The organism is Psychrobacillus sp. FSL H8-0487, from assembly GCF_038008385.1.
GTDB lineage: Bacteria > Bacillota > Bacilli > Bacillales_A > Planococcaceae > Psychrobacillus > Psychrobacillus psychrotolerans.
In genome coordinates this window covers 447,002-470,769 of record NZ_JBBOZA010000001.1, presented here as the reverse complement: position 1 = coordinate 470,769, position 23,768 = coordinate 447,002, and the positions used below count along the sequence as shown (strand labels likewise).

The following is a 23,768-nucleotide window of genomic DNA, read 5'->3' as shown; positions in this document are numbered from 1 at the left end:
GGGTCATAACAAACGTTATGACCCTCGTTTTCTTTTTCAAATTATATAAGGTTTGATAGTCTTTTTACACCACCATTTTGTATTCCTACTTATTAATACGCATGAATTCTATAACTTTAGTATCGATATAACCTCTTTCTTGCACTCGTTCATCAAAATTTTCAATTAGGTGATAAGAATGAATAGCATCCAATAAGTCATCCATTTCCGTAAGATCCCTGTCTAAAAAACCATTTTCATATAACATATTTTGAATCTCATTTGCTAACATTCCTTCAATAGCCACAATATCCTCTGGAACTGTTTCTGTAAAATATAGTTGATGTAGCTTTAAGAGCCTTGCTAATTCTTTCACGGGATCAGCATGATCATCCACTCGAAGATCGATATACCGGTCCGTGTAGCCTCCATAACTACCATTTTCTTTTACTATTAACAAAGCAGCAGACTGTTTACCTCTTTTATCTCCTCCTGCACTTTCTCCAGCTTGTAATGCAGCTAATAGGCGTTCCGCAAAAGCTCCCTCATGTTGGAGGAAAACTGTCTTCATCGCCTGAACTGTATCTTCATTGACCAATATGTTCCCTTGAATTGCAAAGTTTGTTCCTGCAAATCCTCCTGCCCATTCAATACAATCTTCTCCAGTATATATGGCACTACGACCACTTGCATCCACTATACCAACTTGTCTAGCGCCTGACTTTTCATCATTCGCAACCAACTCTTTTAGAACTTCTTCCGGTGACATGCCATCTTGTAGCATGTCCAAGCCATCGATGCCATAATCTAAATTAGCCCAAGACTGAGTCGCAATTGCTCCTACACCTGCTTTTGCAAATGGGACAACTGCTCCCACACACAAAAACTTGGAAGCAACGGCAACTCCTAATTCTTTTGTTTGCGGATCGAAGCCAACAATGGAAAATGTCATTTGCATACCCCTTTTCACTCAATCTATTTATATTTTAACTTTTTATTCTGACAATTAAAAGAGATCCCATTATATGAATGAGATCTTCTATTTTCACTGTCATTATTCTTTTACATATTTTCCATGGCGCGGCAATGCTATCGAGTCAAAATCCGTGACTAGCAAGTGTAAATTGCTAGTAAGTAAATCTCCCTTCATAGGTAAACCATGTCCAGTTATTGCTACTTTAGGTTTTAAGTTTGAAAGCTTGTTTACCGATTCCCTAGCTTTTTCCCAGTCAGGCGTGAGATATCTTGGAGGACCACTTATTTCCTGTTCCTGCGTGAACACCTTATACAAATACTCTTGTTTCACTGTAACAAATGCATCCCCCACTATTAATACCCCGTCTTTCTCTCTAAATAAGGAGATGTGACCCGGGGTATGACCTGGCGTATGAACCCATTGAAAATCATCCATAAAAGGAACTGTTCCATCGGCCGGAAGCGCTTCAACATGGTTTCCTAGATTTATAGCATCCACAGGGAATAGGAAAGACATTTTGGCTACAGATCCTCCTTCAACTGTTGGATCAGGTTTTGGATAGCTTTCTTTACCTGTTAAAAAAGGTAATTCTAGTTCATGAGCATAGACAGGGACATTCCACTTATTTACTAATTCAACTATTGCCCCAACATGATCAAAATGTCCATGGGTTAAGATAATTGCTTTTGGCTTTTTGTTAACACCATATCGTTCTTCTACTGCAGAAATAATTTCATCCGATGAGTAAGGCATACCTGCATCTACTAATACAAAGTCCTCAGAGTTAGGTTCGCCCACTAAACAAATATTAACGATTTGAATGGTATGGCAATAAATGTCCGGTAATATCTCGATTCCTATACCACTTCCTACAGAAGTTGCTGGTATATATTTGTAATCGTCGCCGTATGATATTGAATTGTCCAAGTAATTCACCCTTTCCTTAACTGCCATTAGCATTTCACCGGGATAGCTTATTTATACTTTTAGCCAGCTCTTTAAACTGAATACCTAACTAATCTTAAAAAATCTTGTTCTCCAACTATTTCAATTGGAAGTCCTTGTTGAATCATCCCTTCTACCTTTTGCATTTTGGTGCTTTTTATACCCTGTAAGTATTTGGCTAAGTCATTATCTCCCACTACTAAGTAATTTGTTTGATGATCCACCGCCCCTTTACAAACTGCTCCACAATTCACTGCAAGTTGTGCTGCTTTCGTTCTGGTCATAGAGTGCATTCTTCCGGTGAAAACAATTTGCGCTTCGTAAAATGGATGCTTAGAATTTAGTTCTGCATCTTCCGGTTCTAAAAACTCGATTGTCATGTCTGCTTTATTTTTGCGTTGGGCTGGTTGCTTTTTAGCTTGAATGGATGACTTTATCGTCACATTATGTAGTTTGGCCAGTTGTTTCACTGTACTTGTCTGAGTTCTCTGCAGGGCTTCTAATGTAATAATAGCAGCAGCGCGAGCATCCTCTAAAGCATCGTGATGCCTCAAACTAATACCCAAATAATTCGATACAGTCGATAGCTTATGATTGTATAATTGCGGCCACACTTTTTTGGCAATTCGAAAAGAACATCCATATTCAAAATGTGGAGATGGTTCATGGAATTGACGCAAACATTCTTGTAAAACACCCATATCAAAACTTGCATTGTGTGCAATAATAACTTGACCTTCAATAAGATCTTTCATGTTCGGCCAAAATTCCTCAAAGGTTGGTGCTCCATGCACCATATGTTCAGTAATTCCATGAATTTTTGTATTATAATAATGGAACTCACTTAACGGATTTATTAAGGATTGTATTTCTCTATATATTTTCCCGTTCTTTACTTGTACGATTCCTACTGAACATACACTAGAACGAAGATTATTGGCTGTTTCAAAATCGATAGCTATAAAGTCCATTTACTTCACCTCATTTAGTTAGATCGTCTCTCATTATCTCATAATAGAATACAAAGAAGAACCTCTCCAATTAGAGAGGCTCTATCCGTTATCTTAAAATTAATATAGTCTATTAGTTGGAGGGATATCATCTAGTTTCTTTTGAAATTCCAACTTTTCTTCGTGTTGATCATGAGAAAGTCTTTCCTCTTCTTCCTCTTCCACTAATTCACTCCCATAAGCCGCTGGACCTAGATTCGGATCTGCTCCTGGTGAGTGAGCACCGTATGATTTTTCTTCGATTGTAATGCTCTCATCAATAGTCGGACGAGACTCTCTTACTTCTTTATCTTCCTGCATAGAGTGACCAATATGATTTTCTTCTCTTGCTAAGTATGGGTCAGTGGCAAAAGTTTCTCCACGTGCAAAGCGGTCCTGTGGTTCATCAAAGCGCCCATCAGTTTCATTTACAAACTCATTGTTAGAAGGTGTAAAACCTTGCTCTTTAGCATATTCACTAATCGGCTCTTCGTTTTCCATGAAACGATTTTGTACAACATCTGTACCTACTGTATCTGTATACTCTTGCTCAAATTCATTCTCATGAGTACCGTATACCATTGGTTCATCATTATGTGTTAAAACATCTGTGTAGAGAACAATACTTCCTCTTGCCACTTCTTCAGCATATTTTGTTCTTTCTTCTTCACTTAGATCTAATTTACGTAAACCTTCCGCTACTGCATCTTCTCCAGTAAACCAAGATTTGAATTTATCCATAAATGTTCCAGCCTCATGTGTAGAAACTTCTGAGTGACGACTAAGTGTATTTAAATGAGCATTTTCAGTTGAAATTACATGTATATCACTTTCTGCATAACCTTGATTTTGTAGGGCTTCCAATTTATCATACATTTCTTCTTCGGTACGAGCAATTTCAATTCGTCTATTCGATTCAATGTTCATGGTGTTGCCTCCTCAAAATTTATTGTGTTATTCTTTCCTTACCCTTCTTAAGTTATAACTTAAACACAATGCAGCTAATGTTAATCGATTTGTAATGTAACAGTAATTATTCAAGTACATAAAGTTATTGATAGAAGTGATAAATATTATAGGAAAAACCGAGCAAAATATGAGGCCCTTGTACGTCAAAACCTGTTTATATCGTTTTCAAAGAGCGTTGGACAGCCGTATTGCTATAAGATTACCCGTTTGATTTTTAAAGAGGCTAGTTGGTTTTTGGATAACTAGAAAAAAGAAAATCTCCTATTTCTGTAGAAGCTCACGAAGATGCAATTTCGTTCGCTCGTTCGCTTCTTTATTTAGGTATCACTTACTATTTCTCTTTAACTCCACTGGATTATAGGGAATCCTTTTTCTTCCTCCCTCTTTGCAGAATAGTATCGCTAATTAAAAAGACAATCTTATCGTGCAGTAGTACTCACTTAATTGATTGTAGTGAAATAGGCGACATCAATGGGAACAACGCGAGCTGAAAGCACCGCAGGAGCATATGTTTTTGTAGTGACGAGGAGATTGAAGCCGTGCCCACGGAGACCAACAGGTCGTTGGTCACAAAGGAAATTGCCACAAGACGTGGCGCTCTTAGCCTTTGTTCTCCACATGCAGCGGAAATCAGTAGTATTATTCATTCTTAAATGTTCTGCAAATGCAGTGTTGATGCTGTTTTTTTATATACTTTCTTATCTTGTCAAAAAAAGCCTTAAGGAACGATATTCATCGTCTCTCAAGGCTTTTAAATTCTATTTTATATCGCTAAACTCTTGTGTATCTCCATCAGAGAATTCAATTTCTAGCTCAAACTCTTTATAATCCTCTACTCCAAATGCTTTAGTAACCTTTTCAATCACTTCTTCTTTGCTCATATCTTTTGTTAGTGCAAGTTCTTTAAAGATTGGCTCTAACTCTGCATAAGCCTCGTCACCAGAAAGTTTTTTTGACTCTGTTTGGTTTGTATACTCCGCTTCTGTTTCGGAGACATCAATATCAAAAGAAGCATCAACGGCATCCTTCTGATCTACCGTGTCTATATCTAAATCAAATGACTGAAAACCAAATTCACTTTGAGCGGTCTCTTTGTCAGGTGCTTCACTTACTTCTTCCTTGTCTCCACAAGCCCCTAATATTAAAACAGATGACATAATTACACTACCAAGTAATGAATATTTTTTTACTTTCATTTTAAGCACTCCTTCATATTCGTATGAAATTGGTTTCTATCTAGAGTTATCTCCATTTTCCTAAGAAATAAACTACTCACGAGTAATTATCCAGGAAAACGGTCTTCACTCGCCGATGTTGATTTAGTATTTCGTTTATTTTTTTCATCTTTTACCTTTTCATTCAACTCTTCTACCGGTATAGGATCCACTGTTTTCATATCTTCATCTGTGTCGAATATACTTTCCTTTTCGGTATTTAATAGATCCGGATTATCCATAATACGTCCGGAAATATCTTGCTTCTCTTTATCAGTTGGATGCTTTTTCGTCATTTCTTCCACTCCTCTTTAATGTGTTTTAAATTGTTTATCCTTATTTTCAATTACTAAACATCTTACCTTGTTTGTTTAACTTCAAAAAATATGGGAAAACAATTTATAACAAAATAATTTGAGGAGGAAACGAACTTATGAATAAAAACAAAATGGCAATCACCGCTTTAGGTCTTGGAGCTGCATTTTTGATGAGAAATAAAGGATCACGGGACAAAATAGCAAAACAATTCGAAAGTTTTACGAATACTCCTATTCGAGGAACCAAAACAAATCAACCAACTAGTAACTCTTCCAAAGACAAGGGTATTTTAGGTGGACTATTTAGTTAGACCTTTAATAGAAATCTTACGTTCGCTACAATTAAATTTGATGCTGAAAGCCGACCTTAAAATAGAAAGTCGGCTTTCAATTTGGCCTTCTTTTGCAAACTACACTCATAGCTGTTGTGCACTAAGATTGTATAACTCCATAAACAATAAAAAGAGTAGACAATTTCTCTCTACTCCCTATATAGCACAAGAGACCTAAAAAAATTAATAATCAGAATTTACTTATAATATTAAAAGGTCACCGCTTATTAAAATTCAATAGACGGCGACCTTTTATTTTCCAACTATTTTGCTTGATAATACGCTGTTAAATCATTATAGTACTTGTTTAAAGAAGAGGTGGAAACATCAAAAGCCTCTGCAATCTCTTTAATCGTCATATCAAACGGTTCAAATAACCCATTTTCCTGACCAAATCGAATGGCTCCAGCAGCAATCGCTACTTCTTTACGTGCATTTGGCTGTTGCTCCACTAAATAGTCCTCAACTATTTCAATAAAGTTACCATACTCACGATTATTTTTCTCTAAGAAATCGATTGCAACCTGTAAAACTCCCACTTCAAAGTTTGTATACTCTCCGCCTTCATAGCCATTTTGTCCAAGTAGTTTCCACAGAGTTGCTCCCAGATCCTTTAAAAAGTCCGATGCAGAAAGTTTTTCTTGTTTTTCAAATTGTTTTTCTACACTATCAAAAACGTTCTGGTGATCGACAGGGAAGAAAACTAAGCTAGAAATAGCTAAATAATGATTTTCTTCGGCAGAGCTATCCGGCAAGATGAAGCAGTACACATGAACTCCAACAGGCACCGGCTTATCACTTTCTCGTCTAAGTTGAATGCTTTCTTTTGTGAGTATGTGTGAAACCGTCATATAGTGCTCATTTACTTCAATCACTTTCCCTACAAAAACCTGCGGCTTGTTCCACTGGTTTAATACACTTAGTGTAGAAGGTCGTACCATTATTTTCTTCTGCTTTTTAAGATAACCTAACCATATTTCCTGTTTGTAATGGAAAAAGAACTCGTCCATTACAATAGCTTCAATCATTTCTAAGTCTAAATAATCACCTATTACTTTGCTCCAAGCACTCACAAGATCCGCATAATCTTCCATATCCTTACGTTCTGGATAGTGATCATAAAAGGATTGTAATATTCTTTCCAATTCCTCTGTTTGTACCTCTTCTATAGAATCATTCTGCTTCGACTCGCAGCACTTTTTATATTTTTTTCCACTACCACATGGACAAGGATCATTTCGACCTACCATATATAACACTTCCTTCTCTTTTGGTAAGTGCTTATTTTAACATGAAATCAAGCAAAATTTAAGGTTTAGTCTAAAATAGATAGGAAAACAAATAACATTTTTATAAATATTTCAAAAAATATCTAGCAAATCTGTGTGTAACTAAGATTTCCTCCGCAAAATAGGGTATACTTAACATAGGAGTCTGTAAATGTCGAGGAGGTATGGAATATGTCAGTTGCTAGTGAAGCGTCTCAAGTGAACTTAGATTTTCTTATTAACGATTTAGGTCTCAAGCAAGTGTCGAATACAGCATTGTTCCGTAAAGGGAATATTTTAGTTCTATCACCATCTGTTCAAAACAAATCGAATACGTTTGAGTTAGGTGAATCCCTAATGAAAAAGTTCAATCCTGAAACAGACGAGGGATACTTATTAATCCGTATAAAAGAAAAGTTTTTGATGGCTAAGTTGCACCCGTTTCAACGTAAAATGATGACAAAGGATACGGAAAAGAGTACAAAAAGTAAACCATCTTTTTGGAAATTTAATGTAATAGAGTCCATCATTCCGCGTATAGAAAATAGCGGTGATCGTGAGTTAACTTATAAAATTCAAGCCCCAACGAAGCAACAACTAACTACCTTTTTCAATAAAAAGTAAAAAAACTCAAGTACTTGGAGAATTCAGTCCATGTACTTGAGTTTTTTGTTTTGCTATCGAGCTTACGATACTTTTTCGTGTATAACTAACAACGTTTTTTAATGAAGTTCTTTCTGTATACTAAACTAATATTTTTCCAACTCCCGTGTAAATCGTTTGAAATTAGCCATATTAAGTTAGATCGAACAAATGGAGAGGAGTTTTTACATGGGAAGAGACGATAAAAAAGGTAGAAGTAACAACAAAGATTCATTACCTCAAACGCCTAAAAACCTTAAAATCAAACCAAACGAAATTCAAGAAGAATTTGCCAAGGAATTTGAAGAACTAAATAAAACTGCTCCGAAAGTCAAAAGAAAATAAGCACCAGGAAACCCACTTCTATAGGTGGGTTTCCTAGTGCTTTTATTTGAAAATACTAAAACTTCAAGGTTTCTTTTACATATTGCTTCACTTGCTCGGAAGTTTGCATAGATAGTGCCTTTTCCGTAATTTGTTTCATCTCTAGCTGTGTAAGCTGATTGATCTGATTTCTTGCTTTTAGCATGGAAGGAGCGCTCATGGAGAACTCATCTAACCCTAAACCAATCAATAATGGAATGGCAATTGTATCTCCTGCCATTTCACCACACATACCTGTCCACTTTCCTTGAGCATGCGAAGCATCGATTACCATTTTAACTAAACGTAAAATAGCTGGATGATAAGGTTGGTATAAATAAGCAACAGACTCGTTCATTCGGTCTGCAGCCATTGTATATTGGATTAAATCATTGGTTCCGATACTGAAAAAGTCCACTTCTTTAGCAAATTGATCTGCTAATATGGCAGTCGAAGGTATTTCTACCATAATACCAATTTCTATTTGCTCTGATACAAGTGTACCTTCCTGTTGAAGCTGTTCTTTCTCTTCTAGTAATAATTTTTTTGCTTCTCTAAACTCTTCTAGAGTCGCAATCATTGGAAACATTATTTTAAGATTACCAAAGGTACTTGCTCGTAATAATGCACGTAGTTGAGTTCTAAAAATTGTTTGTTCCTCTAAGCACAGTCGAATTGCTCGGAAGCCAAGGAATGGATTCATCTCTTCTGGAAGATTTAAATACGGAAGTTGCTTGTCTCCTCCAATATCTAATGTTCGAACAACAACGGGCTTATCACCCATTTTTTCAAGCACTTGCTTATATGCTTGGAATTGTTCTTCCTCTGTTGGTAAAGTATCTCGTTCCATATACAAAAACTCGGTACGATATAGCCCTACTCCTTCACCACCGTTTTCAAGGACGCTTTCGACGTCTTTGGGAGTTCCGATGTTTGCAGCAACTTCCACTTGTATACCATCTAAAGTGATAGTTTTCTTATTCTTTAGCAAGGAGAGTTGCTTCTTCTCTGCCTCTTGTTCATTTCTTTTTTCTACATAGCTCTCTACAACATCGGTAGGAGGATTTATAAGGACTTCCCCATTATCTCCGTCCACAACGATTAAATCACCTTGTTTAATTGCAGATGTAGCGTTTTTTGTACCAACAACGGCAGGAATCTCTAATGACCGAGCCATAATGGCTGAGTGAGAAGTGCGACCTCCCATGTCAGTTGTAAATCCTTTAGCAAATGCTCTATTCAGTTGAGCAGTATCTGAAGGTGCCAAATCTTTGGAAATGATAATAACTTCTTCATCTATTAATCCAATATTCGGGACCTCAACCTCTAATAACCTTGCAATTACTCGTTTCGTTACATCCCGTATATCCGCTGCTCGCTCACGCATATATTCGTTATCCAGCTGTTCAAACATGACAATTAATGTATCTGCCGTCTCTTGTAAAGCAGTTTCTGCATTTACTGCTTCGTCATTTACTTTACTTTCTACTGCACCTAGTAACTCTGGGTCGCTTAGTACAAGTAAATGCGCATCAAAAATGGCGGCGTTTTCTGTCCCTAAGTCAACCTCAGCACGGTCACGTATCTTTTGAAGCTCTAATTTGGCAGCATTTACAGCCTCATGAAATCGAGTAATTTCTTCTTCTTTGTTCGTTACTGTACTTTTTGTTACCGTTAAATCTGGTTCTGTCATCAGGAATGCTTTTCCAATGGCTATACCACTGGATGCAGCAATTCCTTTTAATATTTCTGTCATGATTAAATAATCCCTTCAGTTTTTAGAAAGCTTTCAATTGCTTCTAGTGCTTCTTGTTGATCAGTACCTTCTGCAAATATAGAAATACTTCCGCCTTGACCAACACCAAGTGACATAACGCCAAGAATCGATTTAAGGTTAACCTTTTTCCCTTTATACTCCATAAATACATCTGAAACAAATTTTGAAGCTGTTTGAACAAGCCCTGTTGCTGGTCTTGCATGAATTCCTGATTCTGCCACTACTGTATACGTATGATTTGTCATAATAATCTTCTCCCTTTAATTGTTTTATTTTTTGCTTTTCTTTATTGCAATTTCTTCATATTGCTTTTGAATCATTTCAAATAAACCTGTACCTGGTTCAATACCTGTCGTTCTTTCAATCGTAAACTGTAATCCTTTTTGTTCAATCATCAATTGTATTTCGTTTGCTTCTGGATCTTCTTTAAAGTCATAGTGTAAAGCTGCTGCTATTCCTCTAGTTAAGTATAAAGGATTCTCACTAAACATTTCTACATATTTGGTCGCAGGACGGACAAGTCGATCATTTTTTTTAAGTTTACGCATCGGCGAGCGTCCTACTCTTGTAGTATCATCTGAAATATATGGATTAGCAAAACGATTTATGATTTTTTGTACGTAGTCAGCATGTATTTTTTCATCAAACGAGTAAGTTGCAGTCAGATATCGACCAGTCTCCTTTAGTACTTGCTCAACCATTTCTCTAATTTCACTATTTTCAAGAGCTTCATGCATGTTACGAATCCCTGCCAAATAACCAAAATAGGCAACAACTGCGTGACCTGTATTAACAGTAAACAATTTACGTTCTATAAAAGGTTCTAAATCTTGAACAAATGTTACTCCATGTATTGGGGGAGTAGCACCTTTAATCTCAGACTCATCTACAACCCACTCGTAAAACGGTTCCACTGTTACTGCTAATTTATCAATATTAGTCTGGTTGGGGACAATTCGATCTACCGCTGCATTTGGAAAGCTATAATACATGTCAAATTGAGTTTTCTCCTCATTCGTCAGCTCTTCGTATATCTTTTCTTTTAAAAAGGCACTTCCACCAATCATATTTTCGCACGCAATAATCGTTAGTGGCTTTTTCGATTGTTCTAGACGTTTTTTCAATCCAGTAGCTAATAATCCCGCGATTAGGGGAAGTATATTTGGTCCTACTGCAGCGGTAATAACATCTGCATTTGCTACCTCGTCTACGACAAGTTCTGGATCCTTTAAACTGTTAATCGCATATACATTTTCAACGGTTAACTCTTTCCCAGATGCCTCCGCAAGCTTTACAGTATACTGTTTCTTCTCATTCAATAAATTAACGATTTCTGCATTTACATCTACAAAACATGTTTTATATCCCGATTGGTGCAATAATAAACCGATAAATCCTCTACCAATATTACCTGCTCCAAAATGAACAGCATTCATATTAGTTCACTCCTTCAAAAAAGGACAAAATATCGTTAGGTGAAGTTGCTTTAACTATCTTCTCTACATTCTCTTCTTCTGATACAGTAATTGCAATATTAGATAGTATATCCAAGTGATCATTGCCTTTACCAGCAATACCAAAAATCAATTTCACAATATTACCATCTCCAAAATCTACTCCATTTGGTACTTGAATAATAGTAATGCCGGTTTCCTTCACTTCTTTTTTTGCATCATCAGTACCATGTGGAATTGCTACGAAATTGCCCATAAAAGTGGAGGTCATTTCTTCTCTTTCTAACATTTTTTCTATATAACCAGACTCCACATAACCTTTGTCTACTAACATTTGACCTGCTAGTCGGATTGCTTCTTCCTTAGTAGCTATTTGTTGATTAAGTAAAATATTTTCTGCTGATAAAATTGGTAATGTCATTGTATTACGCCTCCATTAGTTTATATTTTCTTTAATAAATACTTCAAATTCTTCTGCTAAAAATGAATGAATTTGAGCTTCTTCCCCTGTTTCAAACAAGTCGATATTTTGTTCATTCTGAATGATTAAAGTACTGATCAAACTTAGAACCTCTAACCCTGCTGTGAGAAATGATTTAGGTGATAATAATACAAGTAGTGTGTCCACTTCTACATCACTACCATCCATGCCTTTTACACAAATAACGTGGTCAAGTTTGTGAATAGTGAACGATGGCTTTTGTACGTTCTCATGGCGCGTATGATAGAGTGCAAGTTTAGTTCCTGGAATACCAATACCACCATTTTTTTCTCTCTCGAGTAAAGCTTCTACTACTATTTCTGTTTCTGTAATGACTTGTCTAGACTCCAAGTTCTCACATATCTGCTGCATGTACTGCTTTACGGTAGTTTGGTCTTTTAGCAAAGTAAGTTGAAAATTAGTTAATACGTTTAACATTACACCTGAGTATTCGTGTACCTTTGCTATTTTTTCTGTTAGTACATCTGCATTTGGATTACTTTCTTTTGCGAGTGGAGAAGGTTTTTGTATGAGCATTTTCCTTCTTGCATATAGCTGGACTTGGTTAATCTCTTCTGTTGTTAAAAAAGGGTTAACCATAATATACTCCCTTTGAAAATCCTGCAAGTAGATGGTGGAAACGATAAGATCCCTATCCGTTATAGTAGTGGCAAGCTTGTTTAGGTCAAATACAGAAATATTAGCTACCTCTGAAATTTCTTGAATTTCTCGAAGTAATCGTGAAGCTAGTAATTTAGAGGTTCCAATTCCACTAGAACAAATAATATATGCCTTTAGGTCTCCCTTACCTAATACCCCAATTAAGGCAGATCCAAAATGCATTACTAAGTATCCAATTTCTTCGTTTGGAACTTGGAGCTTTGGAAAAACTTTACGAGTAGCCGTTTTTACTTGCTCAAACAAATCCTTATAATTCGTTTGTATTTCATCTAGTAAGGGATTAGCTATGCCCATATTTTGCTCTATACGATAGATTGCAGGCTTTAAATGAGTAACGAGACCTTCCAGAAGGGAAGCATTGTCAGATAAAGAAAAGCTAGTTTGCTTTTCCATCTCCCTGACCAAACTTTTAGCCTGTCTATATAACTCTAAATTGGAAGACTCCACTAAAACCCCTTCTTGTTGACGAAGTTTGGAGCCTTGAAGATGCATTGTTATATAGCCTACTTCTGCTTCTGGGATATCCACCTGGAAACGGTCCATTAACATACTGATAATTTTTTGGGCTATAGGATATTCTGGCTCAAGCGAAATCTGCTTTAAATACACTTCATCGATCGTAATGTTTTCTCCTTGCAAAATACGTTCAATAGCGAGTGCAAGGTGAACGATTAACGCAACATAAGCACTATCTGTCATCGACAAAGAGAAGTCTGGATAAAGGTCCTTCATCGCCTCTTCAATCATCCCTAACTTTTCTCGGTCGACAAGGTGCATTAGTCTTTCAGAAATTGGATCTTCGTACTTGCTTGATTTTTGATGAATCTTTTCTTTTATTAATGAAAATAATCCCTCTTCCTTCAAGGTTTTCGAAAGTGCATAACTAATTGCTCTACGTTTTGCCTTTTCCGTTCCTGATAGTTCAACTCCATATCCTCTTTTCTTCAAGATTGAAAGTTGGATAGGCTGTAATTGTTCCTCTAGTTTCATCAAATCGGCACTGACTGTTGAAATGGAAACGCCCAAATCTTTTGAGAGTGAATAGAGCTTTACAGGTTCAGTTGATTCATACAAAATACATAGGATTAATGTCAGTCTTTCCTCCAGTGTATATTCTCTTTGTGTGAACTTTTTAAGCTGTTGAACCAATTCTTGCTTTCTTTGTTCATCCCCTATAATCTGTACACCGACTCCTGATTTTCTAACTAGTTCAAGTTGATAGGAGTCTAAAATAGTTTGGATATTATTTAAATCTCGTTGAATAGTTCGAGAACTCACATCTATTCTTTTGGATAATTCTTTAATCGTTATTTCTTCCTTTTCTATTATCAAAGCTTCCATAATCATCTTTTCTCTGCTCGAAATAAATATTGTCAACACCTCATTCCTAACGATCCAAATCATTGGCAAAACTCAGCCTATGAAATAGGCCGAGTCTCGGATGTGTCTCTATTTTAACAAGAAAGTATATGCATTACTTAGAATCTGTTTAGACTCTAGCGCTTTCGCTTTTCTTATTTTAGTTGTTCAATTAGTTCATCGTATTTTGGACTATTTAAGAAATTTTCTACAGAAATATGGTATGCATTTGGCACTTGATCTTTTGCTCGACTCGTCAAATCCTTATGCGTAATAACTACTTTTGCATCTGCTGGAAGGTTGCTAATAGCAGTATTTGTTACCGATACATCAAGTCCCTCTTTTTTCATTTTATTTCTTAAGATAGATGCTCCCATTGCACTGGAGCCCATTCCCGCATCACACGCAAATATAATATGTTTTACATTTGCAAGGGAAGTTTCTTGCATAGAGTCAACTGTTGTCGTTGGTTTTATAAATTCTGCTGCTCTACTTTCTGACCCTTTTAGTGAAGAAGTTTTTTCTGTTGCTTTAACTAAATCTTCCTCCGCTATATCTTTAGACGTTTTAAGAATAAGAGATGCGATTAGGAAGGATACGGCAGTTGCAACTACTACGGCTAATATAACTCCTATATGACTTCCTTTTGGAGTTAACGCTAATATAGAGAATATACTTCCTGGTGAAGGTGCTGCCACTAGACCTGCATTGAATAATTGCAGTGTAAAGATACCAGAAGCTCCACCGGCAATAGCTGCTACAAGTAGGAATGGCTTCATCAAAATATAAGGGAAGTAAATTTCATGAATTCCACCTAGGAAGTGAATAATTACTGCTCCAGGTGCAGTTTGTTTCGCTGCTCCTTTTCCAAAGAACATGAAAGCAAGTAAAATTCCAAGACCAGGTCCTGGATTTGACTCCAATAAGAATAGAATTGACTTACCTGCATCTGCAGCCTGCTCAATACCTAAAGGACCTAATATCCCATGATTAATCGCATTATTTAAGAATAATACTTTGGCTGGTTCTATGAAAATACTTGCAAGTGGTAAGAGACCTGCATCAAATATGAATTGAACTCCAGCTGCAAGAAAATCTGTTAATGCATTAACTGCTGGCCCTATCAATTTGTATGCGACTAATGTTAAGAATCCACCAATAATACCTGCTGAAAAGTTATTTACGAGCATTTCAAAACCAGCTTTTATTTTACCCTCTACTAGTTTATCAAACTGCTTGATAACCCAACCACCTAGTGGACCAACTATCATCGCACCAAGGAACATTGGGATTTCTGCTCCAACGATTACTCCCATCGTTACAGTTGCACCAACTACACCACCTCGAATACCGTGAACGAGACGACCACCCGTAAATCCAATTAAGATTGGTAATAAGTAATTGATCATAGGACCGACTAGCTCTGCAAAATCTTCCCGAGGCCACCATCCTGTTGGTATAAATAATGCTGTTATAAGACCCCATGCGATGAATGCGCCGATATTCGGCATAATCATACCGCTTAAAAAACTACCAAAACGCTGGACTTTAACCTTGAATCCTGTCTGTTCTGTGTTCATTTTAGCAATCCTCCCCTTGATTTTATTAAAGTTTCTTGTTGTCTCTCATATTAAAGCGTTTACATTTAATATTCAATAAAATGAAAACGCTATCATGTCGTCTTTAATGATGCCAAAATCGAAGTTGATTGGTTGTCATATTTTCTAAAACCACTGATTTCTCTAAAGACTGTTTTGTTTTTCCTACATTAAAACCTAAACTACCTTGAATTGAAACTATTTTGTTGACCGGACGTATTATAAACGAGGTGATAGTAATGATAGATTCAAAGGATTGGTTACAATCTGAGCTTTTAAGAATAGAGGCCTGGGAAAAGGATCAAGGCGATTTATGGTTTTGGGAAAAAATGGGACGATTACCTTTTAAAATAATGGACAAGTGGACTCCAAAATTTATACAAACAAAAATGGGTACTTTACTTGATGAGCTTGGCCAATATATCCAAACGGGCGGCAGTTATTTGAGTTCAACTTCCAAGATCAAGTCCTATTATCCAAATATGGGTATTGATAGCGTTGAGGACGTAAACAGATTGCCTGTTTCAACAATGGACAAGGCTGTAAAAGGTATAACAAAAAACAGAAAAAATATTGCTACCATTCAAGGTGCTGGAACAGGTATTGGAGGTATTTTTACATTGTCACTTGATATTCCTTTCCTGTTAGGTTTACAACTAAAAACATTGCAGGATATTGCCATTTGTTATGGCTATGACCCGAATGATAAGAAGGAACGGTTGTTCATTATTAAATCACTTCAATTTATTTCTTCCGACATTGTTGGCAAACAAGTTATCTTGGCTCAGCTTTCCAAGTTTGATAGTCAAGACGAAGAAACAAAACGGGAGGTTTTATCGGAGCTGCAAGGCTGGCGTGAGGTTGTATTATCCTATAGAGATCAATTCGGATGGAAAAAAATGTTTCAGATGATTCCAATTGCCGGCTTAGTTTTTGGAGCATTTATTAATCGTTCCGCGATAAATGATATAGGTGAAGCTGGAATGATGCTTTATCGAAAAGAAGAATTGTGGAAAGATTAAACAAAGATAATACTAGCAACTTATTAAGCTAAACTTTTGTTACTACTATTTTACCCATCAGTTTAAATCGCATAAAAAGAGACCTTTTTTAACATCAAAAAGGTCTCCGTGAAAATAAAGAGGAACATCAAAGTTCGATAACTTGAGGTTCTTCTCCTTTTGTATTCATTAATCGCATTTGGGTAGGTGTAACTTTCAAGATTAAAAGGTCCGGATCCTCTGGGCCTTCGAACCAGCCTTTAAGAGCTTTGTTCCACACTTTTTCTTTCATCGCTTCATCATCTGATTCGATAACTGTTCCTTCAATTTCTAAAAAGCTATCTCCTAATCCATGCCCATCATAACCTAACAAGATATGCGTATTCGGGTTTTGCTGTAGTTCCTCTGCTTTATGTGTTTTTTTACTTGTTGCTGTATAGAGAGTGAATTCCTCGTTAAAAAATGTCATGTAACGAGAATGTGGTTTGTTGTGTTGAACTGTTGCCATTGTACCGATCATATTTTTATCTAAGATTTTTAGTGCTTCCTCTTTTGCGTTCTTTGCCATGAATATCCTCTCCTTCAGTGTATTCTCTGTTCTATTATTCCTTTGACTGATGGAATTAAACATTCACCCAGGAATTACCTACCACATTTTCAAAAATTGATTGGCACGGCTTCTGCCCTTTTCCAGTAACTCGTTTTTCATATCTTCGCTCAGATCAAACTGTGTTGCTTTATAATCCTCTACCGGAATAAATATTATGTTTTTCTCAATTTTTCTGGAGATATATCTTTCATCATGGGCATTTTTCATAGTAGAAAATAATGCTTCAAATAAGTTTAAGCCGTTTGTTATTTTATGAGGTTCCATCTCTTCTGAATTACTACTAAGTTTTAAGCCCAAAATCGGTCTCTCTTTGTTTCCATTATCAAAAATCCACATAGGAAAATTACTTAATACACCACCGTCCACAATTATCGTATCAGTCGACGTCACTTTTAATTTGACGGGTTCAAAGAAAAATGGAATTCCACAGCTCATGCGTAGGGCCCGTGCTATTGGAAAACTAGCTGCTGATATCCCGTAACGCTCTAAATCATCAGGAAGTACCATTATTTTGCCATTCGTAAGATCAGAGGCAACTAACTTCAGCGAACCTGCCTCAATATCAGAAAAAGTATATACTCCCTTTAAAGCCAGCTTTTCTAAAAACCAGTTTTCCAGCGCTTTCCCTTGATATAATCCTAGTCTCCAGTAGAGATTTATCCACTTCATGAAGGGAATTGGTAGAATAGTTTTTCGAGGATCTAAAAGGGTTAATGTGTCTAGTTCACTTAATAACTCTTCTATTTCTTTGCTTGTAAAACCAGCAGCAATAAAACAAGCAAGGATAGCACCTGCACTCGTACCGGCTACTCGCTTAAATTTATACCCTTTTTCTTCTATTACTTGATAAGCACCAACTAGTGCATATCCCTTTAATCCACCTCCTGAAAAAACACCATCTATTAACAATAAACGTCCTCCTTTTTCTTACATTGTTACAATGTAAGAAAAAAAGGAGAGAATTAGAACCTCCGAGCATTTTATGGCGAAAGTAGGTGTTGAAACTTCAAAAAAAAGCCCATTCCAAAACAATAACTGTCTTGTAAATGGGTATGTTGATTAGTATTAAGTTATTTATTCTCGTTAGTAGCTTGATCTTTGATTTCATTGTTTTTCTTTTTCTGTCTATTATTATTTTGTACGTATACCTCTAAATCATCTGGACTGACGTCATAACCGAAACCATATTCTTCTCGGTCTAATGAATTACTCTTGTTGTTTTTATTATTTTTCTTCGTCATGAAATTTCACCTCCATGAAAATAACTTGTGTAAGTTAGGAGGTTTTATTCATTTATTCCGTCAGCTTAACTTGTAGGGATTGAAATGCTTTCTGTACTTTATCTTTTGGGATGGAGTTGTATTGATCTCCGACACTAACCTCGAAACTAACGCTTGATTGGTTTTCTTCTCTGAGATAGCTAGTCAACCCTATACCTGTTTCATAGTAAACCTCTTTAAATATTGTCTCTAATTGTTCTTTTGATCTAGTAATGTGAACATGAAACATATTAGATTGGGGAACAGCTGGTTTAGTTTGTATGAAAGGGCACGAGTTGAATAGTCTTGCTAACTCTTTTGCATTTTCATAATACTGCTCCATTTTTGATATTCTCTGATCAAAATAGTGATTTGCACTTATGATGTACGGATACAAACTTATTAAGTCTCCACCATGTCGTCGTTTCCAGACTTTCGATTGTTGGGTAAACTCCTGATTTCCAGCAAGGATAGCTCCAGCTATTCCTCCAATTCCTTTATAAAATGAAATATATACACTATCAAAAAGTCCACAAACCTCTGCTGCAGATTTATGATAGTACGGGAGGATTTCAAAAAGTCGTGCTCCATCTAAATGCAATCGAATTCCCTTTGCTTGGCAATACTCGGAGATTTCAACAATGGTTTGGTAGTCAGGAAGCTGACCACCAATCTCTCGTTGGGGAAGTTCTAATAATAGACAAGCTATTTCTTGATCTAAATTTAGAACATCTTCTAATTCCATTAAGCCAGATTCATCACCTAATAATAATGTATCAATATGGTGCATTTCCTTTAGTCCATCTGCTTCATGAATTTCTAAATGACTTAGTGGATGGTATGCTACTCTCTTAATACCCTTTTCATCGCACCAAATTCGTAGAGCTATTTGTTGAGCCATTGTGCCACTTGGGAAGAATACGGCTGACTCTTTCCCTAAATATGTAGCCATTTTCTTTTGAAACATCTCAATAATTTCACCATTTCCGTACATATCACTGTCTTGTTGGTCATCTATGTGTTCAAAGGCTTCTTTTAGAATTTGTATATTTCTTCTTCCATTTCCGGCTATTTGATACTGCGTTTGCTTAAATGCTTCCACTAACGACATGCTTTCAGTCATATTTCCCCTCCTGAAACTCAATTGTCTATTTATTTTAGCACTACAGCAGGAATATTATTAGCATTACTTATTCTGTGTTCAATCGCTGCATTTATATACGCTTTAAAAATGCGTTTTGATGGCTCGTCCCCGTCAACCGCAAACTCTTCTGGATGCCATTGGAAGCCAAATACGAAACTATGATTCTTACTTTCTACACATTCAACAATCCCGTCCGTTGCTCTCGCAATAACTTCCAATCCTTGACCCACTTTGTTGACTGCTTGATGATGGAACGAATTCACTCTAAATTCTTCTTCCTGTAATAAGTCATATATTCGACTATCTTTTTTCAGTGTTACAGGATGTGATCTATGCGTCCGAACTGCCTTTTGTAAATGCTGCATGACCGGCTCTTCTCGCTGTGAATGAATGGACTGATACAGTGAACCACCTGAGACAATATTCAACATATGCAAACCGCGACATACCCCAATATAAGGTTTGTCTAAATCCAACATTTTTTTAATAAGTTTATACTCCATTTCATCCAATTCAGGTGTAATTTGTTTTAAATGTACATGAGGATTTTCATTATAATAACTTGGATCAATATCCTCGCCTCCTGTAACAAAAAGGCCATCTAATCTTTTACTAAGTTCTTCTATATCATCCTCCGGTACTAAAGGAATAAGTATAGGTATCCCACCAGCTTGTATAATTGCATTTGCATAGACTGGAGGCATATAATAACAGCCATCTTCTAGCACTTCTGTTGTAATTCCTATTATTGGTTTCATATATATTCTCTCATCTCTTTTTAAGTGTTTTCTTTTTACATACCCGTATATTAATCTGGAAAAACGTAACCGACTATTCCGACAAATATTTAGTTTATACGTTTGTTTTTATTTATCTAGGGAATAAATATATCAACCAAGTTTAAGGAGGAAATTTTCATGGCAGATAAATACGAAAAAATAGACAAAGAAGTTAAAGGACAAACACAACAACAGCAACCAGGTATTGAAGAAGAAATGACTCCTGAACCTATTTATGATGACCAAAATTATAAAGGATCCGGGAAATTGACCGGGAAGGTTGCCTTAGTTACAGGTGGGGATAGTGGAATAGGACGTGCAGCTTCTATTGCATTTGCCAAAGAAGGCGCGAATGTCGCTATCGTCTATTTAGATGCAGATGAGCAACCAGATGCTGAAAAAACAATAAAACTTATAGAAAAGTACGGCGGAAAAGCATTAGCGATCAAAACGGACTTAAGTGATGATGAAAACTGTCAACAGGCAGTGGAGCAAGTGATTCAGGAATTCGGACAACTGAATGTACTAGTTAATAATGCAGGTAAGCAATTCCCAACAAAGGATTTTCTAGCTATTACACCAGACCAATTACAAGAAACTTTTTCTACTAATATATACTCGATGTTTTATTTATCTCAGGCTGCGCTACCGCATATGAAGAAAGGCGATACGATTATTAATACCTCCTCTATCACAGCCTACAACGGTTCCCCTGAGTTAATCGATTATTCTTCTACTAAGGGGGCTATTACATCCTTTACTCGTTCGTTGGCATTGAACTTAATCGAACAAGGAATTAGGGTAAACGCCGTGGCACCTGGTCCAATTTGGACACCACTTATTCCCGCAACATTTGATAAAGAAAAAGTGAAACAGCATGGAGCTAGTACGCCAATCGGTCGTCGTGGACAACCTTCTGAAAACGCACCAGCGTATGTATTTTTAGCTTCCACTGATTCCAGTTATATGACTGGTCAAACGATTCACGTAGATGGTGGGGACTTTGTAGGTTCTTAATTGCAAAATCATTAAAAAATGCTCAGAGTTTTCTCTGAGCATTTTTCATATCCTAAACAATTATTTGTGATTTATTTTATTTGTACCAATTATTTTTACCTTGTTGCCCTGTTCATCTTAAGACTTATTAATACTCTAATAGTATTACTAGGAAAAGAGGAATGAATATATGTCTGGAAATGATAGTGCTGGAGGATATGGATACGGTTCTGGTTTTACACTGATTGTTGTTTTATTTATTTTACTTATTATTGTTGGCGCTGCTTTTGTTGATGGCGGTTACTAATTTAAAATACCGGTAATCATACCCGGCAATCTTAGTAAATTGTAAATCAGATTCTTAAACAATCTGTGCAGTCTAAATATTGCATTTATAAATAACCGAGATTCTTCAAGAATCTCGGTTATTTTTTGTGAGTTTAGTTTTTATAGTAATTAAAAATCAAAGTTATCTGGATCTGGTCCAACACGGTGATTTTTATTCAATAGATCAATCTGCTTCATGTCCTCTTTTGTTAATTTAAAGTCAAATACATTTGCATTTTCTATTATGCGTTGTTCTTTCGTAGACTTTGGAATTGTAATTACATTATTTTGAAGGTCCCAGCGCACGATAATTTGTGCTACTGATTTCCCATATTTAGATGCTATTTCTTGAAGTTCTTCATTGTCGAGTAACTGCCCTGCCATTAGTGGTGACCATGCCTCTAATTGAATCTGATGCTCCCTACAGAAATTGTGCAATTCTTTTTGTGTTAAACGCGGATGATATTCTACTTGGTTGATCATTGGATTAATTTCCGCATCCTTCATTAACTCTTCTAGGTGATGGATTTGAAAATTACTTACACCAATCGCTTTCACACGTCCCTCTTTGTAGAGTGTTTCTAGAGCTTTCCAAGCCGCTTTATACTTCCCTTCCACTGGCCAATGAATTAAGTATAAATCTAAATATTCTAGTCCAAGTTTAGTTAAACTTTCTTCATAGGCTGCAATTGTTTCCTCATAGCCCAGCTCAGAATTCCATACTTTTGAAGTAATAAAAAGATCCTCTCTAGCAATATTTCCATCTTCTATCCCTTTTCGGATTCCTTTTCCTACTCCTACTTCATTTCCATAGATGGCTGCTGTATCGATGCTACGGTACCCATTTTTTATAGCGATTTTCACTGCATCTATTAACTCCTGTCCATCCTCTACTCTAAATACGCCAAGCCCTAATAGTGGCATTTCTACCCCATTGTGTAATGTTTTTATAGATTGTAAATTTTCCATTTTGAATTCCTCCGTCTGTTAATTATTATATTTGCTCTTTTCTCTCCAACATTCTACTAATACCAGTTAATATTGCTGCAATCATAACCATTATCGATCCAATCCAAGCAGTATGGATAAGGCCAATAGAATCTGCGACAATTCCCCCTAAATAAGACCCAATTGCAATACCGGCATTAAAAGCAGCAATATTCATAGCTGAAGCAACATCAACTGCACTAGGAACATAGCGCTCAGCTAACATGACAACATACACCTGCAGGCCTGGAACATTCATAAATGCAAAAACTCCCATTAAAATAATCGTTATTAACCCTACAACCTTAAAAGGGGCTGTAAATGTTAATAGAAGTAGTATAATCGCTTGAATAATAAACATATAAAAAAGTGAGCCAATTGGGTTTTTATTGGCTAGTTTTCCGCCAATCATATTCCCTACTGCGATTGCAACCCCATAAACAAGTAATATTAAAGCGATTGTCCCTTGTTTAAATCCTGTTACAGACTGAAGCAATGGGGATAAATACGTGAATACGACAAATGTCCCCCCGTAACCAAGTGCTGTAATTAGAAAGATTAATAATAATCTACTATTTGTTATTAGCTTTACATGATCTTGTATTGATGTTCTTGTACCTTTTCGTAAATCAGAAGGAATAAGTATACTATTTGCTATAAACCCAATGATTCCTATTACGACAATTGCTATAAAGGCAAAGCGCCAACCTAACTGCTGTCCAAGAAATGTACCAAAAGGCACTCCTGTAATGGTTGCGACTGTTAATCCTGTAAACATAATAGAAATTGCACTAGCTCTCTTATCCTCTGGTACTAGATCGGCAGCTATCGTTGATCCGATGGACATAAAAACACCATGTGAAAATGCAGATATGACACGTGCAATTAATAGCACTGTTACACTTGTAGCACTAGCGGCTATTCCATTACCTATAATGAATACAATCATTATCCAAAGAAGTAAGGATTTGCGAGGCATCCTTGAAGTAAGTGCTGTTAAAACTGGTGCACCCACTGTTACTCCGAGGGCATATAAGGAAACTGTCAGCCCCGCTGTTGTCAAAGATATATCCAAGTCTTTAGATATTAATGGCAATAGCCCGACACTGATAAATTCAGTCGTTCCTATTGCAAATGCACTTACTGCTAATGCCAATAATGCAAACATACTACTATTTTTATCTAAAGTCATTATTTCTCAACCTTTCTTCATGCGGAATAAATAAATTCCGCGAGACCAAACTATATTGTAAATCTACCGGCAAATGTTATTATGATTCATAGAGTTTTAAAAGGAAAGTACGCACTTTAAAGTAATATA

At 36.3% G+C, this 23,768-nt stretch carries 26 protein-coding genes; 6 read left to right on the top strand and 20 right to left on the bottom strand.

What is annotated here, in order from left to right; translation table 11 throughout:
* Positions 1 to 85 precede the first annotated feature (85 nt).
* The 6 genes from MHI47_RS02340 to MHI47_RS02315 form a co-directional block, all read right to left on the bottom strand.
* Positions 86 to 931: a DUF1028 domain-containing protein gene (locus MHI47_RS02340; protein ID WP_340829315.1), complete on the bottom strand. Its 846-nt coding sequence runs from the start codon at positions 929 to 931 to the stop codon at positions 86 to 88.
* A 102-nt stretch (positions 932 to 1,033) separates the two neighbouring features.
* Positions 1,034 to 1,882 carry an MBL fold metallo-hydrolase gene (locus tag MHI47_RS02335; RefSeq protein ID WP_340829313.1) on the bottom strand — a complete coding sequence of 283 codons (849 nt, stop codon included), beginning with the start codon at positions 1,880 to 1,882 and terminating at the stop codon, positions 1,034 to 1,036.
* A gap of 71 nt (positions 1,883 to 1,953) precedes the next feature.
* Entirely contained in the window at positions 1,954 to 2,871 is a 918-nt protein-coding gene (locus MHI47_RS02330; RefSeq protein ID WP_340829310.1) for an exonuclease domain-containing protein, read from the bottom strand.
* A 99-nt stretch (positions 2,872 to 2,970) separates the two neighbouring features.
* The gene (locus MHI47_RS02325; RefSeq protein WP_340829307.1) at positions 2,971 to 3,816 is read right to left on the bottom strand and encodes a general stress protein; all 846 of its coding nucleotides are present in this window, start codon (positions 3,814 to 3,816) and stop codon (positions 2,971 to 2,973) included.
* An 800-nt stretch (positions 3,817 to 4,616) separates the two neighbouring features.
* Positions 4,617 to 5,054 (bottom strand): YusW family protein, encoded by a 438-nt coding sequence (locus MHI47_RS02320; protein WP_340761357.1) that lies wholly within the window; start codon positions 5,052 to 5,054, stop codon positions 4,617 to 4,619.
* An 86-nt stretch (positions 5,055 to 5,140) separates the two neighbouring features.
* The gene (locus tag MHI47_RS02315; RefSeq protein WP_340768120.1) at positions 5,141 to 5,368 is read right to left on the bottom strand and encodes a hypothetical protein; all 228 of its coding nucleotides are present in this window, start codon (positions 5,366 to 5,368) and stop codon (positions 5,141 to 5,143) included.
* A gap of 137 nt (positions 5,369 to 5,505) precedes the next feature.
* On the opposite strand from MHI47_RS02315, the gene MHI47_RS02310 reads away from it, so the two are divergent.
* On the top strand, positions 5,506 to 5,700 hold the full coding sequence (locus tag MHI47_RS02310; RefSeq protein WP_340768119.1) for a hypothetical protein: 195 nt from the start codon (positions 5,506 to 5,508) through the stop codon (positions 5,698 to 5,700).
* A 284-nt stretch (positions 5,701 to 5,984) separates the two neighbouring features.
* Here the strand turns inward: MHI47_RS02310 and MHI47_RS02305 are convergent, their stop codons facing one another.
* Positions 5,985 to 6,971, bottom strand: coding sequence for an SEC-C domain-containing protein (locus MHI47_RS02305; protein ID WP_340829304.1), 987 nt, complete (start codon positions 6,969 to 6,971; stop codon positions 5,985 to 5,987).
* Positions 6,972 to 7,181: 210 nt separating this feature from the next.
* Between MHI47_RS02305 and MHI47_RS02300 the strand changes: the two genes are divergently transcribed.
* Both MHI47_RS02300 and MHI47_RS02295 read left to right on the top strand, forming a co-directional pair.
* Entirely contained in the window at positions 7,182 to 7,613 is a 432-nt protein-coding gene (locus tag MHI47_RS02300) for a hypothetical protein (RefSeq protein ID WP_093536064.1), read from the top strand.
* Between the two features lie 207 nt (positions 7,614 to 7,820).
* Complete coding sequence (locus MHI47_RS02295; RefSeq protein WP_139219902.1) at positions 7,821 to 7,976, top strand: YfhD family protein; 156 nt, start codon at positions 7,821 to 7,823, stop codon at positions 7,974 to 7,976.
* A 55-nt stretch (positions 7,977 to 8,031) separates the two neighbouring features.
* On the opposite strand, the gene ptsP is transcribed toward MHI47_RS02295, so the two are convergent.
* The 6 genes from ptsP to MHI47_RS02265 all read right to left on the bottom strand — a co-directional run bounded on the left by ptsP (position 8,032) and on the right by MHI47_RS02265 (position 15,326).
* On the bottom strand, positions 8,032 to 9,750 hold the full coding sequence (ptsP, locus tag MHI47_RS02290) for a phosphoenolpyruvate--protein phosphotransferase (RefSeq protein ID WP_093536066.1): 1,719 nt from the start codon (positions 9,748 to 9,750) through the stop codon (positions 8,032 to 8,034).
* A gap of 2 nt (positions 9,751 to 9,752) precedes the next feature.
* The gene (locus MHI47_RS02285; RefSeq protein WP_093536068.1) at positions 9,753 to 10,016 is read right to left on the bottom strand and encodes a phosphocarrier protein HPr; all 264 of its coding nucleotides are present in this window, start codon (positions 10,014 to 10,016) and stop codon (positions 9,753 to 9,755) included.
* A gap of 24 nt (positions 10,017 to 10,040) precedes the next feature.
* Positions 10,041 to 11,207: a mannitol-1-phosphate 5-dehydrogenase gene (locus tag MHI47_RS02280; RefSeq protein WP_340829302.1), complete on the bottom strand. Its 1,167-nt coding sequence runs from the start codon at positions 11,205 to 11,207 to the stop codon at positions 10,041 to 10,043.
* A 1-nt stretch (position 11,208) separates the two neighbouring features.
* Positions 11,209 to 11,646 (bottom strand): PTS sugar transporter subunit IIA, encoded by a 438-nt coding sequence (locus tag MHI47_RS02275; RefSeq protein ID WP_093536072.1) that lies wholly within the window; start codon positions 11,644 to 11,646, stop codon positions 11,209 to 11,211.
* A 15-nt stretch (positions 11,647 to 11,661) separates the two neighbouring features.
* The gene (locus MHI47_RS02270; protein WP_340829298.1) at positions 11,662 to 13,764 is read right to left on the bottom strand and encodes a BglG family transcription antiterminator; all 2,103 of its coding nucleotides are present in this window, start codon (positions 13,762 to 13,764) and stop codon (positions 11,662 to 11,664) included.
* Positions 13,765 to 13,901: 137 nt separating this feature from the next.
* Positions 13,902 to 15,326, bottom strand: a complete 1,425-nt coding sequence (locus tag MHI47_RS02265; protein WP_093536074.1) for a PTS mannitol transporter subunit IICB — start codon at positions 15,324 to 15,326, stop codon at positions 13,902 to 13,904.
* 257 nt (positions 15,327 to 15,583) lie between these two features.
* On the opposite strand from MHI47_RS02265, the gene MHI47_RS02260 reads away from it, so the two are divergent.
* Positions 15,584 to 16,366, top strand: a complete 783-nt coding sequence (locus MHI47_RS02260; protein WP_340829294.1) for an EcsC family protein — start codon at positions 15,584 to 15,586, stop codon at positions 16,364 to 16,366.
* Positions 16,367 to 16,493: 127 nt separating this feature from the next.
* On the opposite strand, the gene MHI47_RS02255 is transcribed toward MHI47_RS02260, so the two are convergent.
* From MHI47_RS02255 to MHI47_RS02235, 5 genes are all read right to left on the bottom strand, one after another.
* Complete coding sequence (locus MHI47_RS02255; RefSeq protein ID WP_340761346.1) at positions 16,494 to 16,913, bottom strand: pyridoxamine 5'-phosphate oxidase family protein; 420 nt, start codon at positions 16,911 to 16,913, stop codon at positions 16,494 to 16,496.
* 78 nt (positions 16,914 to 16,991) lie between these two features.
* Positions 16,992 to 17,864, bottom strand: coding sequence for a patatin-like phospholipase family protein (locus tag MHI47_RS02250; protein WP_340761345.1), 873 nt, complete (start codon positions 17,862 to 17,864; stop codon positions 16,992 to 16,994).
* A 161-nt stretch (positions 17,865 to 18,025) separates the two neighbouring features.
* Positions 18,026 to 18,196, bottom strand: a complete 171-nt coding sequence (locus tag MHI47_RS02245; RefSeq protein WP_340761344.1) for a hypothetical protein — start codon at positions 18,194 to 18,196, stop codon at positions 18,026 to 18,028.
* A 52-nt stretch (positions 18,197 to 18,248) separates the two neighbouring features.
* Positions 18,249 to 19,337 carry a threonine aldolase family protein gene (locus tag MHI47_RS02240; RefSeq protein WP_340829291.1) on the bottom strand — a complete coding sequence of 363 codons (1,089 nt, stop codon included), beginning with the start codon at positions 19,335 to 19,337 and terminating at the stop codon, positions 18,249 to 18,251.
* A gap of 29 nt (positions 19,338 to 19,366) precedes the next feature.
* Positions 19,367 to 20,116: a gamma-glutamyl-gamma-aminobutyrate hydrolase family protein gene (locus MHI47_RS02235; RefSeq protein ID WP_340829290.1), complete on the bottom strand. Its 750-nt coding sequence runs from the start codon at positions 20,114 to 20,116 to the stop codon at positions 19,367 to 19,369.
* 159 nt (positions 20,117 to 20,275) lie between these two features.
* On the opposite strand from MHI47_RS02235, the gene MHI47_RS02230 reads away from it, so the two are divergent.
* Positions 20,276 to 21,154 (top strand): SDR family oxidoreductase, encoded by an 879-nt coding sequence (locus MHI47_RS02230; protein ID WP_340829288.1) that lies wholly within the window; start codon positions 20,276 to 20,278, stop codon positions 21,152 to 21,154.
* A 169-nt stretch (positions 21,155 to 21,323) separates the two neighbouring features.
* Positions 21,324 to 21,440, top strand: coding sequence for a YjcZ family sporulation protein (locus MHI47_RS02225; protein WP_093536088.1), 117 nt, complete (start codon positions 21,324 to 21,326; stop codon positions 21,438 to 21,440).
* Between the two features lie 149 nt (positions 21,441 to 21,589).
* On the opposite strand, the gene MHI47_RS02220 is transcribed toward MHI47_RS02225, so the two are convergent.
* A complete protein-coding gene (locus MHI47_RS02220; RefSeq protein ID WP_340761341.1) occupies positions 21,590 to 22,429 on the bottom strand; it encodes an aldo/keto reductase in 840 nt (279 codons plus the stop codon).
* A 25-nt stretch (positions 22,430 to 22,454) separates the two neighbouring features.
* Entirely contained in the window at positions 22,455 to 23,639 is a 1,185-nt protein-coding gene (locus MHI47_RS02215) for an MFS transporter (RefSeq protein ID WP_340829286.1), read from the bottom strand.
* Between the last annotated feature and the right edge of the window lie 129 nt (positions 23,640 to 23,768).

Bases quoted from the DNA above. Each gene is read 5' to 3' on its own strand.
- MHI47_RS02340 (WP_340829315.1), bottom strand. From the start codon at position 931: ATGACATTTTCCATTGTTGGCTTCGATCCGCAAACAAAAGAATTAGGA.
- MHI47_RS02330 (WP_340829310.1), bottom strand. From the start codon at position 2,871: ATGGACTTTATAGCTATCGATTTTGAAACAGCCAATAATCTTCGTTCT.
- MHI47_RS02325 (WP_340829307.1), bottom strand. From the start codon at position 3,816: ATGAACATTGAATCGAATAGACGAATTGAAATTGCTCGTACCGAAGAA.
- MHI47_RS02320 (WP_340761357.1), bottom strand. From the start codon at position 5,054: ATGAAAGTAAAAAAATATTCATTACTTGGTAGTGTAATTATGTCATCT.
- MHI47_RS02315 (WP_340768120.1), bottom strand. From the start codon at position 5,368: ATGACGAAAAAGCATCCAACTGATAAAGAGAAGCAAGATATTTCCGGA.
- MHI47_RS02310 (WP_340768119.1), top strand. From the start codon at position 5,506: ATGAATAAAAACAAAATGGCAATCACCGCTTTAGGTCTTGGAGCTGCA.
- MHI47_RS02305 (WP_340829304.1), bottom strand. From the start codon at position 6,971: ATGGTAGGTCGAAATGATCCTTGTCCATGTGGTAGTGGAAAAAAATAT.
- MHI47_RS02300 (WP_093536064.1), top strand. From the start codon at position 7,182: ATGTCAGTTGCTAGTGAAGCGTCTCAAGTGAACTTAGATTTTCTTATT.
- MHI47_RS02295 (WP_139219902.1), top strand. From the start codon at position 7,821: ATGGGAAGAGACGATAAAAAAGGTAGAAGTAACAACAAAGATTCATTA.
- ptsP (WP_093536066.1), bottom strand. From the start codon at position 9,750: ATGACAGAAATATTAAAAGGAATTGCTGCATCCAGTGGTATAGCCATT.
- MHI47_RS02285 (WP_093536068.1), bottom strand. From the start codon at position 10,016: ATGACAAATCATACGTATACAGTAGTGGCAGAATCAGGAATTCATGCA.
- MHI47_RS02280 (WP_340829302.1), bottom strand. From the start codon at position 11,207: ATGAATGCTGTTCATTTTGGAGCAGGTAATATTGGTAGAGGATTTATC.
- MHI47_RS02275 (WP_093536072.1), bottom strand. From the start codon at position 11,646: ATGACATTACCAATTTTATCAGCAGAAAATATTTTACTTAATCAACAA.
- MHI47_RS02265 (WP_093536074.1), bottom strand. From the start codon at position 15,326: ATGAACACAGAACAGACAGGATTCAAGGTTAAAGTCCAGCGTTTTGGT.
- MHI47_RS02260 (WP_340829294.1), top strand. From the start codon at position 15,584: ATGATAGATTCAAAGGATTGGTTACAATCTGAGCTTTTAAGAATAGAG.
- MHI47_RS02255 (WP_340761346.1), bottom strand. From the start codon at position 16,913: ATGGCAAAGAACGCAAAAGAGGAAGCACTAAAAATCTTAGATAAAAAT.
- MHI47_RS02245 (WP_340761344.1), bottom strand. From the start codon at position 18,196: ATGACGAAGAAAAATAATAAAAACAACAAGAGTAATTCATTAGACCGA.
- MHI47_RS02240 (WP_340829291.1), bottom strand. From the start codon at position 19,337: ATGACTGAAAGCATGTCGTTAGTGGAAGCATTTAAGCAAACGCAGTAT.
- MHI47_RS02235 (WP_340829290.1), bottom strand. From the start codon at position 20,116: ATGAAACCAATAATAGGAATTACAACAGAAGTGCTAGAAGATGGCTGT.
- MHI47_RS02230 (WP_340829288.1), top strand. From the start codon at position 20,276: ATGGCAGATAAATACGAAAAAATAGACAAAGAAGTTAAAGGACAAACA.
- MHI47_RS02225 (WP_093536088.1), top strand. From the start codon at position 21,324: ATGTCTGGAAATGATAGTGCTGGAGGATATGGATACGGTTCTGGTTTT.
- MHI47_RS02220 (WP_340761341.1), bottom strand. From the start codon at position 22,429: ATGGAAAATTTACAATCTATAAAAACATTACACAATGGGGTAGAAATG.
- MHI47_RS02215 (WP_340829286.1), bottom strand. From the start codon at position 23,639: ATGACTTTAGATAAAAATAGTAGTATGTTTGCATTATTGGCATTAGCA.